The organism is Ventrimonas sp., from assembly GCF_048380235.1.
In the GTDB taxonomy this organism is placed as follows: domain Bacteria; phylum Bacillota; class Clostridia; order Lachnospirales; family Lachnospiraceae; genus Brotaphodocola.
In genome coordinates this window covers 12,258-27,011 of record NZ_DBFCCJ010000025.1, presented here as the reverse complement: position 1 = coordinate 27,011, position 14,754 = coordinate 12,258, and the positions used below count along the sequence as shown (strand labels likewise).

Here is a 14,754-nt window from a genome sequence, read left to right as displayed (position 1 = left end):
TGCTACTGCATCCTCCAGATCCAGCATGATGGAATCCGGTCTGTAGATGTACGGATCCTTGATCAGTCCCGGCTTCTGGCAGTTTAAGAACATCATGGAACGTCTCAGTCTTTTTTTATTCGGATGGCTCATTATTTAATTGCACCTCCCCATGGAAGATTTTCCGTAATATCGTTGGAGCGGTATACGGCACACTCAACGCGTGCCTTTAAGGTGCAGTCCAATGCTCCTTTGTCTACCACTGTTACCTTTGCATCGGTTACTTCCAAACGGTTTAAGGTTTCCAGAACCGTTGCCTTGATCTGCTTTCCAAACTGATGAATCACACTGCTCTCGATGGAAAGCTCTACCGTGCCATTTCCAGGCTCTACAGTAACCTGGGCATCACTGGACTCCAGGGTTCCTGCCATGGCAGCTTTCTTCACTAACATGCTTTTTCCTCCTTATATCACCGGAAGCCTTTCGCTCCCCGCAAGATTTAAAATTTTCTCTATGGTCTCCTGCTCACGTCCCGGACATACCACCGACAGAAATTCTTCTGCCTTGTTTCTGGCCTGCACTCTGCTTAACGGACGTTCCACACTTCCTGACGGATCTTCCACCTCTGTCTCATAGCAGGTGCCATCCTGCATGGTCAGTTTCATAAAACAGCCCCAATGTTTCGGGTACTGTTCCGTAAAACGGTCTGACGGCTGCACGATAACTTTTGCCAGCAGATCCTGAACGGCTTTCTTCTCCACGACTTCCGGTTCAAATTGTCCCATTGCCACGGTTCCGTAAAGAAATGCTGCTGCCACGGAATATGGCGTGGAAAATTTTGCATCCAGAATCGTCTTTGGATGCAAACAGCCATCGCTGACCGCACACTGTTTATAGCCCACCAGATAAGTATCGATCTCGATTTTCTGAATCTGTCCTGCCAGAATCTCTGCCTCGCCTTCCGTCTGGATCGTAAGGCCCATGTGCGCTTCCATCTGCCTGCGGATGTCGAGAACCGCATCGATCGCGCAGTGTGCGCTCCGGCAGCATGGATAAGGCTTCATATCCATATTTAAAATCTCATAAACTTCCCCCAGTCCCTGGCTGAGTTTCGAAACATCCCCGCCGTCCGACATGGCAAACAAAAGTCCGCCATCCTTCGCATCAAAAATATGCTCCGGGCCGGTCATGCCTGCCTTTGCCAGAAATGCTGCCTCGATTCCGTCTGCCGCAGCTCTCGCCGGATGCAGGATCTTGCAGTTACTTCCATCTCCCAGGAAGGCCCAGACACCACTCGACTGGGTTCCCGCCATACCAAGCGCTGACACGATCTGGTCCACGCTCAGATCCAGAAGCTTCGCGCAGGCAGCAGCGCAGCCAAACACGCCGCAGGTTGCCGTGGCATGCCAGCCTCGGTTCCGATGCGCAGATACTCCGAATGCCATGCCTACCCGGTTCACAGTCTCATAGCCGCAGATCACTGCCAGAAGGAACTCTTTCCCACTTTTTTCTAGATACTCCGCACAGGACCAGGCGGCCGGGATCAGGCTTGCGCTGCCGTGGGTCTTAGATGCCGTATGGACATCGTCCAGCTCCAGAGTGTGCGCCAGCATGGCATTTAACATCGCGGCGGTTGCCAGCGGATATTTCCGGCTATCGCCCCAGACAGAAACAAATCCCTGCTGTGCCGTATTCTCTGCGGCCTGACCGCTACCCGGCAACCGCCGCTCTAAAGCGGTATCCGGAAAGCACGCGTCTGAGTTGTCACATGGCATTTCCACCGGACAGCCGCTTACCGCGCCCAGTGCCTGTTTCGCTGCTGCCACCAGCGGATCTTTCGCCGCCCCGGCTGCCACACTGACCAGATCAAGCACGCGGAGCGCGGCAGTTTCCCGCACGCGCTCCGGCAACTGGTCCCATGTGATGTCATGAATAAATTGTGCTAATTTCCGCAGATCCGACATACACACGCCCCATTTCTATTCTGCTTTGTAAGAGTTGATCAGGCTGCCTGCCAGAAGTACTTTCTTCTCTGCCTCTGTTACACCGTTTAACTCCAGCTCCATGGTACGGGTGCTTCCGTCTTTTCCGATGATGGTTGCCTCAAACCTGGTTACACCATCTTCTACCGCCTTGCGGATGCCCGGCAGGTATACATACTCGCCAACCTCCAGATTGATGTTGTCATCCGGGTAGGTGAACGGCAGCATGCCCCAGTTTACACAGTTACTGCGGTAACGCTTGGTTGCATACTCGATGCAGATGTTTGCCAGACCACCCAGTACCTTCTGGCAGCTTGCTGCGTACTCACGCGCAGAGCCATCGCCCGGACGCTTTGCATACAGAACAGAACCGATTCCAGTGGTCTTCATGAGTTCTTCCGTTGGTGCGTTGACGCCAACTGCCTTTAAAACTTCGTAAACTTCCGCAGTCTTTGCTGCATCGCCTGCCACACGGGCTTTCTCATAGACCTGAACGGCTTTTGCCTTGCCGACGTACTCCGGGTCTTTCCGGATCAGGGTGAACTCAGAGATCTTGTACGGATTGGAACGGTAGGATGCCGTCTCACCGGACGGGATCAGCTCATCGGTGGTGGTTACTTCATCGCGGATCACACTTGCCACCTGAAGGAGCAGGTTGTCAGTCAGGGCAGACATCTGCGGCCAGTCTTTGATGGACGGACCATAAACGATCTCGGTTTCCGGCTGTGCCTTGCCATAACCGTTATAAACGATGTTATCGTAAATGTTGCTGTTAAACTCGTAAGCCGGAACTGTGAACTCAACCGGGCAGCTCTCAGCAGAGGTTAAGTAGCCGCCGTTGAATGCGGTTGCCGCGATGGACTTGGAATCCATCAGCGCTACCGATGCGATCTGGCCGTTTGCCGGGCTTGAGCCTTCGCGGTTCGGGAAGTTTCTGGTGCTGTGACGGATACAGAAATCGTTGTTGCCAGGAGCATCGGAAGCACCGAAGCACGGTCCGCAGAATGCGGTCTTCACGCGTGCACCATAGTTCATTAAGTCATTCAGCACACCGATCTTGTTTAACTCATACATGATCGGCTGGGATGCCGGATAGATGTTTAACGGGAAAGTTCCAAGGCCGTGATTTAACTTCTTCGCGATCTGATCTACTGCATAAATGTTCTCAAAGGAGCCTGCAGCACAGCCTGCGATGGCAGCCTGGTCTACCTTAATCTTGCCGTTATGGATCTTGGAGCGCAGATCTAAGTGGATGTCCTTGTTATTCTCAAAGACGCGCTCTGCCTCTTTCTCTACCATACCAAGGTATTTCTCCGGATCTGCGATCACATCTGCTAACGGGTAGGCATTACTCGGATGGAACGGCAGTGCGATCATCGGAACGATGGTATCCAGATTGATTTCTACGATGCCGTCATACAGAGCTGCGTCACCCTGCTGCATACGCTTAAAATCATTCGGACGTTTGTGGATCTCGAAGTACTCTTTGACCTTGTCATCGGTAGCCCATACAGAGGACAGGCAGGCAGACTCGGTGGTCATGGTGTCAATGCCGTTACGGAAATCCATGGACAGACTGCTGACGCCAGGTCCGATGAACTCCAGCACTTTATTCTTTACAAAGTTGTTCTTAAATACCTTGCCGATGATGCTCAATGCCACATCCATCGGTCCTACCCACGGTTTCGGTGCTCCGGTCATAAACACACCAATAACCTCCGGGTAGTCGATCTCATAATATTTTCCGAGCATTGCCTTTGCCAGCTCCGGGCCGCCCTCACCGATGGATACAGAACCCTGGGTACCGTAACGGGTATGGGAATCAGATACGATAGACATATCACCGGATTTGACGATCATCTCACGCATGTACTGGTGAATGACTGCCTCATGCGGCGGAACGAAGATGCCACCGGACTTCTTGCAGGCAGACTCTGCGTATTTATGTACATCGGTATTGATGGTTCCGCCTACCGCGCACAGACAGTTATGACAGTTGGTGAAGACACACGGCATCGGGAATTCTTTCAGTCCGCTTGCGTATGCGGTCTGCAGGATACCAACGTAGGTGTTGTCATAAACACCCATGGAGTCAAACTTGATCTCCAGATGCTCCATATTGTCGGAGTGATTATGTTTTTCCAGAACCTGATAGGTCAGGGTCTGTTTCTTGCCCTCTTCGGCAGAAAGCTTTGCAGCCTCCTCTGCGGTTGCGATATGATCGTTATTTACGATATACTGTTTTCCTTCATGTAAGGTTACCATGTGAATATTCTCCTTTCATTTTACAAACGAATGCAGACTAGCATCAATCAGTCTCTGACATAAACCCAGCCGTCCATAATCCGTCTTGCGGTACGGGTCACACCGCCCTTGATGACACGCTCGCCGTCCATCTTGACGTCAACTTCCGTCACGCCGCTGGAATGACCGATCTTAATGATATCCTGATCCGGTGCCGGTTTCGCGATCTCGTTGACAATGGTTCCCGGGATTCTTGCTGCTGCCCCGGTTCCGACTGCAACGGTCATCGGATAAGCTTTGTGCAGGGATCCTACGGAAATTGCTCGGCAGCAGATATCCATGGCCTCTGCTTTTACTTCGTTTTTGTCCATGTCGGTGTAATCCTGCGGCTCGGAAATGATGGAAACCTTCGGTGCGGAGGTAGACTTGGTTCTTGCGTCCTCCCAGTTCTCTACAAAGCCACATTTCTGTGCAGCGATGCAGCGGATTCGCTCAATGTGCTCCATCACATCTTTATTCTGGTTTAATTCCACCAGCTCGGTTCCCTTGATTCCCAGATCTTTTGCCCGGATAAATACCATCGGGTTAGAGCAGTCCAGTACGGTCACTTCAATCTCGCCATATCCCGGAACATCGAAGATATCACGCTTGTTTCCGGTCGGGAACAGCTTTCCGGTCTTGGAACCAGCCGGATCTTCAAAGTACATATCGATGCGGGATCCGGTTCCCGGAACCCCCTTGATGACCTCATCGCCGTGTACCATGGCATGTCCGTCTTCTACCCGCACATGCTCCTCGATGATCTTGTTGGTGTTGGTGTTTAATACTCTTACTACGGTAATCGGCTCCACGGCCTTAACCAGTCCTTCATCAATGGCAAATGGTCCGACTGCAGAAGAGATATTGCCGCAGTTTGCGCTTCCGTCTACACGCGGAATCACGATATCAACCTGTTTGAAGGTGTAGTTGACATCCACATCCTCCCGGTCAGACGGAGAAATGATGGCAATCTTACTGGTTGAGGAAACCGTTCCTCCCATACCATCGATCTGCTTGACATCCGGTGTTCCCATCACCTTCAGAAAGATTTCGTCCCAGAGGTTTTTGTCCTCCGGAAGATCCTTCTCATGGAAGAATACTGCCTTGCTTGTGCCGCCGCGCATATACACGCAGGGATATTTTTTCATATACATAACCGACAACTCCTTTCAGATTTCCTACCTGTTTTTTGTTATCTTTACTATACGGCATTTATATTATAATGTAAAATGTCCTGTTTTTATTATTATCAATAACCAGTTGGAATGATCAAAAGGATAACCAGGCATAAATACTTGACCTTGGAACGGTTCCATGGTTTATAATAGAAACAAAAAAGATGTTACATAAACGGAGGATTTCAGAGATGAGAAAGAATCACAAGATAAAAGCAGCACTCTTTGCAGGACTTGCAGGAACCATGCTGTTTGGAAGCTGCATGACCGCCTATGCAGCCGGAGTGACCAAAACTAACGGAAAGCTTTACTACTATCAGGCAGACGGTTCCCTGGCCACCGGCCTGATCCACGATGCTGCTTCTGACAAATATTATTATGGTCTGTCCGATGGCAGCCTTGTAACAGGCTGGCTCCATCTGGATCAGGATTACTATTATATGAGCGATGATGGTTCCCTGTGGACCGGTTGGAGAACTATCTCCGGCTCCCGCTACTACTTCTATCCGGAATCCGGCAAATGCGCACTGAACGTGGCTATGCCAATCGGAGACAGCTGGTACTTATTCGGAACCGACGGCAAGATGCAGACCGGTTTCCAGAATGTCAATGGAAACACCTACTATTTTGATCCGTCTACCGGTGTCATGTATGCAGGAACCACCCGCACCGTCAACGGTATTTCCTACACCTTCAATGCAAACGGAACCTGTACCACCCATGTGGATACCGCAAACTCCTTCACCATTGGCGATGAGGCAAATAATCAGAACAAAAAACCAAACAGTCAAACCACGCAGGAAACCAGAACCGAAGGCGGTTCCCGTGTTGTAACTGCCGGTTCCAGTAGATATTAGATTCCTTTTTATATTTAAATGAAACGTTATCTGTCTTATAAGGATCATATTTTTAGTTTTTACACCAAAAAAGAGCCTGACCATTTCTCCCCTGGGCCAGGCTCTTCTCTTTCTTTTGTTCTGTTTTTTTATCTGCAAATACTCCCTATATTTCCAGACCAGGAGGCTTCCTGCTCTCCTATGACGCCGCGTCCTTCTTTAAAAATCCCAGGATCACACAACCCACTGCGGAACCGACAGCCACAGCCGCCAGATACATAAGCGGATTGCCGATCGTCGGCAGGACAAACATGCCGCCGTGCGGTGCCCTGAGCGTACATCCGAATGCCATGGACAGACCTCCTGCCATTGCTGCTCCGATCGCACAGGACGGAATCACACGAAGCGGATCCTGAGCTGCGAACGGAATGGCACCCTCTGTAATGAAGGAAAGGCCCATCACGTAGTTTACAATGCCGGACTGGCGTTCTTTCTCGGTAAATTTCTTCTTGAAAAAGGTGGTGCACAGGGCAATGGCGATCGGAGGAACCATACCACCTGCCATAACAGAGGCCATCACCTCAAAGTTGCCCTCTGCCAGCTGTGCCGTTCCAAATACATAGGCTGCCTTGTTGAACGGACCGCCCATATCGATGGACATCATGCCGCCGAGCAGCATTCCGAGCAGAATACGGCTGGTACCACCCATTCCGTTTAAGAAGGCAGTAAGCGCATCATTGATCATGCCCATATATGGGTTGATAAAGGTGGTCACCACTGCTGCCAGGAAAATACCGATAACCGGATACAGAAGGACCGGCTTAATGCCCTCTAAGGATTTCGGCAGCTTCGAGAACAGCTTTCTTAAGCCGAGCACCAGATAACCGCCTGCAAAGCCTGCAAACAATGCTCCTAAAAATCCGGCGTTCACATCGCCGCCTGCCGGGTTTGCGAACGTGCATCCCATCTTCGCGATCAGGCCTGCCACCAGGCCGACTGCAAGGCCAGGACGGTCTGCGATGCTCATGGCAATGAAGCCTGCAAGAATCGGAAGCATCATGCCAAAGGCCTGCTCACCGATGGTCTTTAAGTATGCTGCAAGCGGTGTATTCTTACCAAAATTGGAAGGATCAATTGAATAATCATCCAGCAGGAAAGCCAGCGCGATCAGAATTCCGCCACCGATCACGAACGGAAGCATATGAGATACGCCATTCATCAGGTGCTTGTAAATCGTACGCCCAATGCTGTCCTTTCCTTCATCGGAAGCACTGCTTTCGCTGCCATCCTCCTGATGGTGGTAAACCGGAACACTGCCGCTTACCGCGCGGTTGATCAGCTCCTCTGCTTTATGAATACCATCTGCGACCGGGACCTGGATCACAGGTTTTCCGTTGAAACGCGCCATGCCGACATTCTTGTCCGCGGCCACGATGATGGCCTCGGCAGAGTCGATCTCGGCCTTTGTCAGCACGTTCTGGGCACCACCGGATCCGTCAGTCTCTACCTTAATGGATACTCCAAGCTTCTTTGCCATATTTTCCAGGCTCTCTGCAGCCATATAGGTATGGGCAATGCCGGTCGGACAGGCGGTGACTGCCAGAACACGATAAGCTGCAGCTTTCTTTTTTTCTTCGTTTTCTTTCTTTTCCTCTGCACCAAATTTTGCGGTCTCCGCATCATCAATCACCTTTAAAAAGGCCTCCTTGGATTCCGCCTTTAACAGTCCTTCCATGAAGTCCGGATTCATCAGCAGTGTGGAAAGTCTGGAAAGTGCTTCCAAATGCACATCCGCGCCCTCCGCCGGTGCTGCGATCATAAACAGGATATTTGCCAGAGAACCGTCAAACGCCTCATAATCAACCCCTGCCGGCACCACCATGGCTGCCAGTCCGGGCTCCTTTACTGCCTCCACCTTAGCATGCGGAATTGCAATGCCGCCGCCGATGCCGGTACTGCCAAGCGCTTCTCTTGCAAGGATTCCTTCCTTATATCCGGCCTTGTCCTTCAGCCGTCCTCCGGCCGCCATGAGATCTACCAGTTTGTCAATTGCTTCTTCCTTTGTGGATACAGATACATTCAGTCCAATGCTTTCCTGCTTCAGCAATTCTGTAATTCGCATCATTTACTCCCCCTGTTTTTTATTCAGCTGCGTGAACAGTTCCATAATTTTTTCCCGGCTGCCGATTCCATGAGAAAAGGCAGTCGCTCCTCCGCTGGCCGTGCCAAGCTTTAAGGCGTAACCATAATCTCCTGTTTTCAGGTATCCTGCCAGAAAACCAGCTACCATGGAATCCCCTGCTCCTACGGAATTGACCACAGTTCCGCGGCAGACACCCTCACTGTACACAGTTCCGTCTTCTGTCAGGAGTACTGCCCCGTCCCCGGCCATAGACACCAGAACATTACGGGCACCTGACGCCTGCAGTTCTTTTGCCCCCGACAGGATATCTTCTTTTGTGGAAAGTGTTCTGCCAAGCATCGCCTCCAGCTCATGGTTATTCGGCTTGATCAGAAACGGATGAAGCGGAAGTACCTCCATCAGAAGCGCTTTCTCCGCATCTACCACAATCTGAATGCCGCGGCCCTGAAGACGTTCCATGATCTCCTTGTAAATACTGCTGCGGATACTGGACGGGATGCTTCCGGAAAGCACCAGAACATCTCCGGCTTTCAGCTCGTTCAACTGTTCGAACAAAAGCTCCACATTCTTTCCGGTGATGTCCGGCCCCATGCCGTTGATCTCGGTCTCCTCATCTGATTTCATCTTCACGTTGATGCGTGACAAACCATCCTTTACGCGGATAAAGTCAGAATGAAAGCCGGCTTGCTGACACCGCCTCACGATCTCCTCTCCGGTAAATCCTGCCACAAACCCAAGAGCTGTGCTCTCATAGCCCAGGTTTGCAAGCAGCGCTGAAACATTAATGCCCTTTCCTCCGCAGACCATAGTTTCTTCCTTTGTCCGGTTAATCTGTCCCGGTGCAAAATGATCCACAGCGATCACATAGTCCAGAGCCGGATTAAAGGTTACTGTGTAAATCATATGTCATCTCTCCTTAGTTTTAAGAAATTCTTTTTCTTATCGTTGAATCAATCATAATATGATTTTTCATTTTCGTCAATAGTGTTTTCTGTGAAACTTATTTTCGTAGCAATTTTCAGCATTTAACACAAAAAGATGGTCTCCATATGCTGGAATACCATCTTTCTTTTGTGTAATATATCTATGCTATTCTTTCCGTTTTTCCATCTGTTTATCCGCAGAAATCGCTTTTTCATGCCGGCGCACATGACTGGCTGCCGTCGGCATGCCTGCCATCAGAAGAAGATACAGAATTTCCATGACTGCCATAGCCGCAACACGGGAAAACCAGAATTCCTCTGTAAATAGTTTTTCGCGTGTAGCCGTAATGATACGGTAATCGGCCACCTGCGCCAGTCTGGATTCCGGATTGTTGGTGATCAGAATGACCGTGGTGCCATTTTCCTTTGCGCCCTCCGCAAGAATCTCCAGGCGTCTGGAATTGCCGGAGTTAGAGATCATAAGCACCACATCCTCCGGCCCCAGATTAAACGCATAAGCCGTCTGTGCTTCCCAGATGGTTTCTGCCACTGCCGTAATTCCAAGCTGGCTGAATTTGAACGCTCCGTCCAGCGCCACCGGCAGCGTATTGCCCACCGCTGCCAGCTGTACAAGCCGTGCATGCTCAAGCTTTTGTAAAATTGCTTCCAGATTGTCTGTGTCCATCATCCGGACTGTTTCGGTCAGTTCCGCCACCTTATTTGCCAGAATGTTCTTTAACGACTGGTCCAGATCATGACGGTCAATCTCATTGGTGACCTCCTGTTCCCGGTGTTCCTCCTCCAGAAGTTCCCGGGTCAGCGCCAGTTTCAGATCCTGGAATCCCTTAAACCCACAGCGGCGGCAGAACCGTGACACCGTAGCGTCGCTGGTCTGGCTGGCCCTGCCCAGCTCCCCCACCGTCATTCCGGCTGCCTCTGCCTTGTGCTCGATCAGAAAATCTGCAATCTTCTTCTCTGCCTCAAAAAAGCTGTCATAGGCTGAACAGATGACAGAGGTTGCATTTCGTGCTTCATTCATTCCATCCACTTCCAATTTCATGTAAATTTATTTCTTATCTAATACTATAGCACAGGCTGTACAAAAAAGGAATGAAAAATAACGCAGAAAACCTGCCGAAAATACCGGCAGGCTTTCTTCAGAAGGGATATGAACACGAAGACTCGAATTATTTGATCTTATCGATGGTCTCTAACAGGTAATCGGTAAACTCTGCTGCGCTTGCGCCATCCACATCGGTGGTAACCACCTTCTTACGCTCGGTAATGGTACAGATATCCAGAGCCTTGTCCAGGACTGCCTTGCGGTCAGCATAACCGATGTGAGCCATCAGCATGCCAGCTGCACGGATCAGGGAACACGGATCTGCGTAATCGCCTCTGCCATGGTTAATCAGGAACGGAGCAGTTCCATGGATTGCCTCAAACATCGCATACTTGTTGCCCAGGTTGGAGGAGGAAGCGGTTCCCAGACCTCCCTGATGCTCTGCAGCTACATCGGTTACGATATCGCCATACAGGTTCGGCAGAACCACAACCTCGATGCCCTTGTTGAACTCCGGATCCAGCATCTTTGCACACATTGCATCAACCAGACGCTCCTGGATCTCGATTTCCGGATATTCCTCACCAACCTTGCGGACAGCTTTAATAAAGTTGCCGTCAGCCAACTTCACAATGTTTGCCTTGGTTACGATAGTCACGTTCTTTTTGCCGTTTTTTCTTGCGAACTCGAAAGCAGCTCTTGCGATACGCTCACTTCCCTGTTTGGTCTGTACCTTGAAGTCAACCGCCAGGTCATCATTGACCTGAATGCCCTTGTTGCCCCAGATGTACTCACCCTCAATGTTCTCACGGAAGAAGGTCCAGTCAATGTTCTTGTCCGGAATCTTAATCGGACGGACTGCTGCGAACAGCTCGAGGCCACGGCGCAGCAGGCTGTTTGCGGATACCAGGTTCGGCCACGGCTCGCCGGCACGCGGGGTAACCATAGGTCCTTTGATGAGGACGTTGCATTTTTTGATCTCCTCGAATACATCATCCGGAAGGCTCTGCAGCTTTGCGGCACGGTTCTCAATGGTCATGCCCTCAATCTCGCGGATCTCAATACGGCCGCTTGCGATTTCCGGTGCCAGCAGATCATTTAATACGCGAAGTGCCTGCTTCATGATGATCGGGCCAATACCATCGCCCGGGAGCACGCCAATCACGATCTTCTTAAGCTTATCGAAGTCGGTCACCTCGTTATCTGCTTTCATACGCTCAATGCGCTCAAACTCGGACTGGATCAGCTCCCCGAATTTTTCCTGTGCAGCTTTTACGTTCTCTACATTCTTCTCCATGATTTTCCCTCCATGAATGCTCGTTGTTTGTTATGGCTTTATCTTAACATGGAGTTATTCATAGGTAAAATACATAAATCAGCATATCTCATATAGGAATTTTGCATGATGTGTGGTAAACTAAACTACAGAAATATACAAACTATAGCATGACCATACACTGCTGTCGCACCATATGCCAGCCATATCATCCCAGAATATCCGGAGGTTTCTCCATGACACAAAACGAACTGCTCTATATGCTTACCATTGCAGAACACGGAACTATCACAAGGGCTGCACAGGAGCTCTTTATCTCCCAGCCATCTCTCAGCGAATCTTTAAATAAAGTTGAGCAGGAATTTGACACCCGGATCTTTTCGCGTACCCAGGAAGGCCTGGTTCCTACTGCATTCGGAGAGCATTATCTGAAAACTGCAAGAAATATCCTGGACCGATACAGGAAGCTGGAAACCGATCTGGACGAATACCGCCAGCTGCGTAAGGGAAGCCTGACTTTTGGCATTCCCTTCAATCTTGGCGCCTATCTTCTGCCCAGGATCCTTCCTGCTTTCCAGCAGATTTATCCGGATATTACCGTCCAGTTTAAAGAAAACAACTCCACGGAACTGGACAAACTGATGCTGTCCGGAAAACTCGATTTTTCTGTCATGCACTACGAAACACCCAATGAAGCCATCCACTATGATCTGTTAGCCGAAGATGACTTCTATCTGGTCTTGCCGCTTACGCTTGCCCATAAATACCAATTTCCAGACTACCGCACTTTAAGCATCTACGATCTGAAAGCGTTGGAACAAGAACCTTTCCTCATGGTAGCAAGCAGACAAAAGCTGCGGCAGGTAGCAGACTCGATTCTGTCCCAGCTCTCCATCAAACCCAATATCCGCTATACCACAAAAAATATGGAAACAGCCAAACGCCTGGCTGCTGCCGGTATGGGGATCACCTTTCTCCCGCATTCTTATTTGAATCTTTTTTCCGGTGTTGAAAACCTCGCCTGCTATCCACTGGATCCGTCATTAAACGCATCCTGGAAGCTGGTCATCGGCTACCCGGACGGACGCCCGCTTTCCCGGTGCGCAAAAGAATTTATCCGTTTTCTAAAAGAAAAAATCCAGCCAGACGAAGTGTAATACTTCGCCGGTTGGATTTTTTATTACAGATATCGGCTTTTCAATCATTTGATGAACTGCTGCCACCATCTATTTTTGCTATATCATCCTATTTTTCTTTTAACTCATCATACATGGAAAGAATCTCTCCCGCCGCCTGTAGGTACAATTCTCCCTCCTGCGTCGGCCGCAGCCCCTCTGGAGTCCGCTTAAAAAGGATAATATCCATATCTTCCTCCACACGGTGCACCGCACGACTTAAGGAAGAAGGATTCTTCCGAAGCAGAACCGCTGCTTTTTGGATACTTCCTGCCTCCGCGATGCATTTCATATAGCGAAGTTCTTTCTCATTCATACACTTTTCCCCAATTCGATCCTGCACTCCAAACAAGATTTCTTTGCACACTAGTTATCCGATCTGGAAAAAGCATTCTTCATCTGACTGCTCAATTCAAACAGAACCTTATCCAGGGTATCTGCCGTCTTTTTCTTTAACATCTGTGCGATCTCACGGTTTGCATCTTCCCGCAGGATCCGGCGTTCTTGTGCATCCTCAGTCTGCTCCAGGAGCTCATCATATTTATGCAGAATTGCATACGCATCCGACTGAACCGCCAGCTGGTAACGCTCCACATGGACAATGGATGTTCCGTAGGAGGCATCAGTCATGGCAGCAATGAGACGGCTGTTCCAGTAGAAATTATCGGTAGAAACCTCTTTTGTGGTATTGGAAAGATACTCCGGAGTTCCGGAAACACGTGCATAAAACGGCACCAGTACATTGAATGCGTTTGAGGCAAAGGCCAGCCACTGGATTACAGCCGCATCCTCCGGCTGATCCGGGCGCATCTGGATCACAGCCACAAAGTCATTTCGATTAATGCCAACCGCACGGTATTTGCCGCGCTCCGAAAGATCTCCGCTATGGACATACGGATCATACCGTGTGCCCTGATAATGGGTGGAAAGCACGTATTTAACATCCTCCACGGTCAGCTTTTTCTCCGGCACCAGGCTCCATGGGATATCATCCGACTCTGGGCCATACTCGGCATCTACCCCATCCCAGGTAAAGGTATGTGGATTCAGGCAGCGCTCAATGTACCATGCGCGCGGCGTATTATAAACATGATCTGAATCGGTGTGGCTTCCGAATGCATCGCGCGGGCAAAAGATACTTTCCTCATCTAGTCTCAGGTCCAGATGATTTTTTGCAATAAATTCTCTCAAATCCGCAGAGCAAAGATGTTCCCTTTTCGCACCAAACGCATCCTCCAGATCAAACTCATCCATACCAAACTGGTTCGGCATCACTACATACCGGTCATCCGGAACCTTCTTCGCGATCCAGTGATGGCCTCCAATGGTCTCCAGCCACCAGATCTCATCCTGATCCTGGAAAGCAATACCATTCTTCTCATAGGTTCCGTAGGTCTCCAGAAGACTTCCCAGGCGAAGCACACCTTCCCTAGCACTGTTGATGTAAGGAAGCACCAGATATACAATATCTTCCTCACCGATGCCGCCCGGCACTTCCTCTTTCCCGTCCTCCGCAGGCTGGTATTCCACCAGAGGATCTGCGCCAAGCACCCGGGGATTGGACGTGATGGTCTCAGTGGCAGTCATAGCCACGTTCTTTTCATTCACGCCGCTGGCCGCCCAGATTCCCTTTCCCTTCACCGCGTTCGGCACTGCCGTAAACTGGTACGGATGATCCGGAAGTTCCACTTCCACATGGGACAGCACAGAACGGTATGTCCGTTTCTGTGTCTCTGGGTGGATCACCACAAATTTCTTCGGGGTGAAATGACCGGAACCGGAATCATCGTTCCGGGCGATCATGGTGGATCCGTCATAAGATGCATGTTTTCCTACAAGAATCGTTGTACAAGCCATGTTTGTATCCTCCTGATGTCAATTTTTCTATGTAACAATCTTACCGCAGGATACAGAAAAAA

Annotated in this window: 13 protein-coding genes; 2 read left to right on the top strand and 11 right to left on the bottom strand. The window is 50.1% G+C overall.

Translation table 11 applies throughout. The annotated features are described in order from the left end of the window. The 5 genes from ACMP1L_RS04375 to ACMP1L_RS04355 all read right to left on the bottom strand — a co-directional run. The coding region (locus tag ACMP1L_RS04375) for an aldolase/citrate lyase family protein (protein WP_418452115.1) at nt 1–132 on the bottom strand (132 nt) is incomplete at its 3' end. Beyond that, nucleotides 132–431 (bottom strand): citrate lyase acyl carrier protein, encoded by a 300-nt coding sequence (gene citD / locus ACMP1L_RS04370; RefSeq protein ID WP_418452112.1) that lies wholly within the window; start codon nt 429–431, stop codon nt 132–134. The genes ACMP1L_RS04375 and citD, both read right to left, overlap by 1 nt. 12 nt (nt 432–443) lie before the next feature. After that, nucleotides 444–1,943 carry an MmgE/PrpD family protein gene (locus tag ACMP1L_RS04365; protein ID WP_418452111.1) on the bottom strand — a complete coding sequence of 500 codons (1,500 nt, stop codon included), beginning with the start codon at nt 1,941–1,943 and terminating at the stop codon, nt 444–446. Between the two features lie 15 nt (nt 1,944–1,958). Further along, a complete protein-coding gene (locus tag ACMP1L_RS04360) occupies nt 1,959–4,226 on the bottom strand; it encodes a hydratase (RefSeq protein ID WP_418452109.1) in 2,268 nt (755 codons plus the stop codon). A 47-nt stretch (nt 4,227–4,273) separates the two neighbouring features. Next, nucleotides 4,274–5,398, bottom strand: coding sequence for a 2-methylaconitate cis-trans isomerase PrpF family protein (locus ACMP1L_RS04355; RefSeq protein WP_418452108.1), 1,125 nt, complete (start codon nt 5,396–5,398; stop codon nt 4,274–4,276). A gap of 212 nt (nt 5,399–5,610) precedes the next feature. Between ACMP1L_RS04355 and ACMP1L_RS04350 the strand changes: the two genes are divergently transcribed. Beyond that, nucleotides 5,611–6,276 carry a hypothetical protein gene (locus ACMP1L_RS04350; RefSeq protein WP_418452106.1) on the top strand — a complete coding sequence of 222 codons (666 nt, stop codon included), beginning with the start codon at nt 5,611–5,613 and terminating at the stop codon, nt 6,274–6,276. A 178-nt stretch (nt 6,277–6,454) separates the two neighbouring features. Here the strand turns inward: ACMP1L_RS04350 and ACMP1L_RS04345 are convergent, their stop codons facing one another. From ACMP1L_RS04345 to ACMP1L_RS04330, 4 genes are all read right to left on the bottom strand, one after another. Beyond that, entirely contained in the window at nt 6,455–8,377 is a 1,923-nt protein-coding gene (locus ACMP1L_RS04345) for a PTS fructose transporter subunit IIABC (protein ID WP_418452114.1), read from the bottom strand. Nucleotides 8,378–8,380: 3 nt separating this feature from the next. Next, nucleotides 8,381–9,301, bottom strand: a complete 921-nt coding sequence (gene pfkB / locus ACMP1L_RS04340) for a 1-phosphofructokinase (RefSeq protein WP_418452105.1) — start codon at nt 9,299–9,301, stop codon at nt 8,381–8,383. A gap of 186 nt (nt 9,302–9,487) precedes the next feature. After that, complete coding sequence (locus ACMP1L_RS04335; protein ID WP_373242963.1) at nt 9,488–10,360, bottom strand: MurR/RpiR family transcriptional regulator; 873 nt, start codon at nt 10,358–10,360, stop codon at nt 9,488–9,490. Nucleotides 10,361–10,508: 148 nt separating this feature from the next. Beyond that, entirely contained in the window at nt 10,509–11,681 is a 1,173-nt protein-coding gene (locus ACMP1L_RS04330; RefSeq protein WP_118725875.1) for an isocitrate/isopropylmalate family dehydrogenase, read from the bottom strand. 215 nt (nt 11,682–11,896) lie between these two features. Between ACMP1L_RS04330 and ACMP1L_RS04325 the strand changes: the two genes are divergently transcribed. Then, nucleotides 11,897–12,817, top strand: a complete 921-nt coding sequence (locus ACMP1L_RS04325) for a LysR family transcriptional regulator (protein WP_418452102.1) — start codon at nt 11,897–11,899, stop codon at nt 12,815–12,817. An 88-nt stretch (nt 12,818–12,905) separates the two neighbouring features. Here ACMP1L_RS04325 and ACMP1L_RS04320 read toward each other — a convergent pair whose 3' ends face one another. Further along, on the bottom strand, nt 12,906–13,151 hold the full coding sequence (locus tag ACMP1L_RS04320) for a LysR family transcriptional regulator (protein ID WP_118719619.1): 246 nt from the start codon (nt 13,149–13,151) through the stop codon (nt 12,906–12,908). Between the two features lie 50 nt (nt 13,152–13,201). Continuing rightward, on the bottom strand, nt 13,202–14,692 hold the full coding sequence (locus ACMP1L_RS04315; RefSeq protein WP_418452101.1) for a C69 family dipeptidase: 1,491 nt from the start codon (nt 14,690–14,692) through the stop codon (nt 13,202–13,204). Nucleotides 14,693–14,754 lie beyond the last annotated feature (62 nt).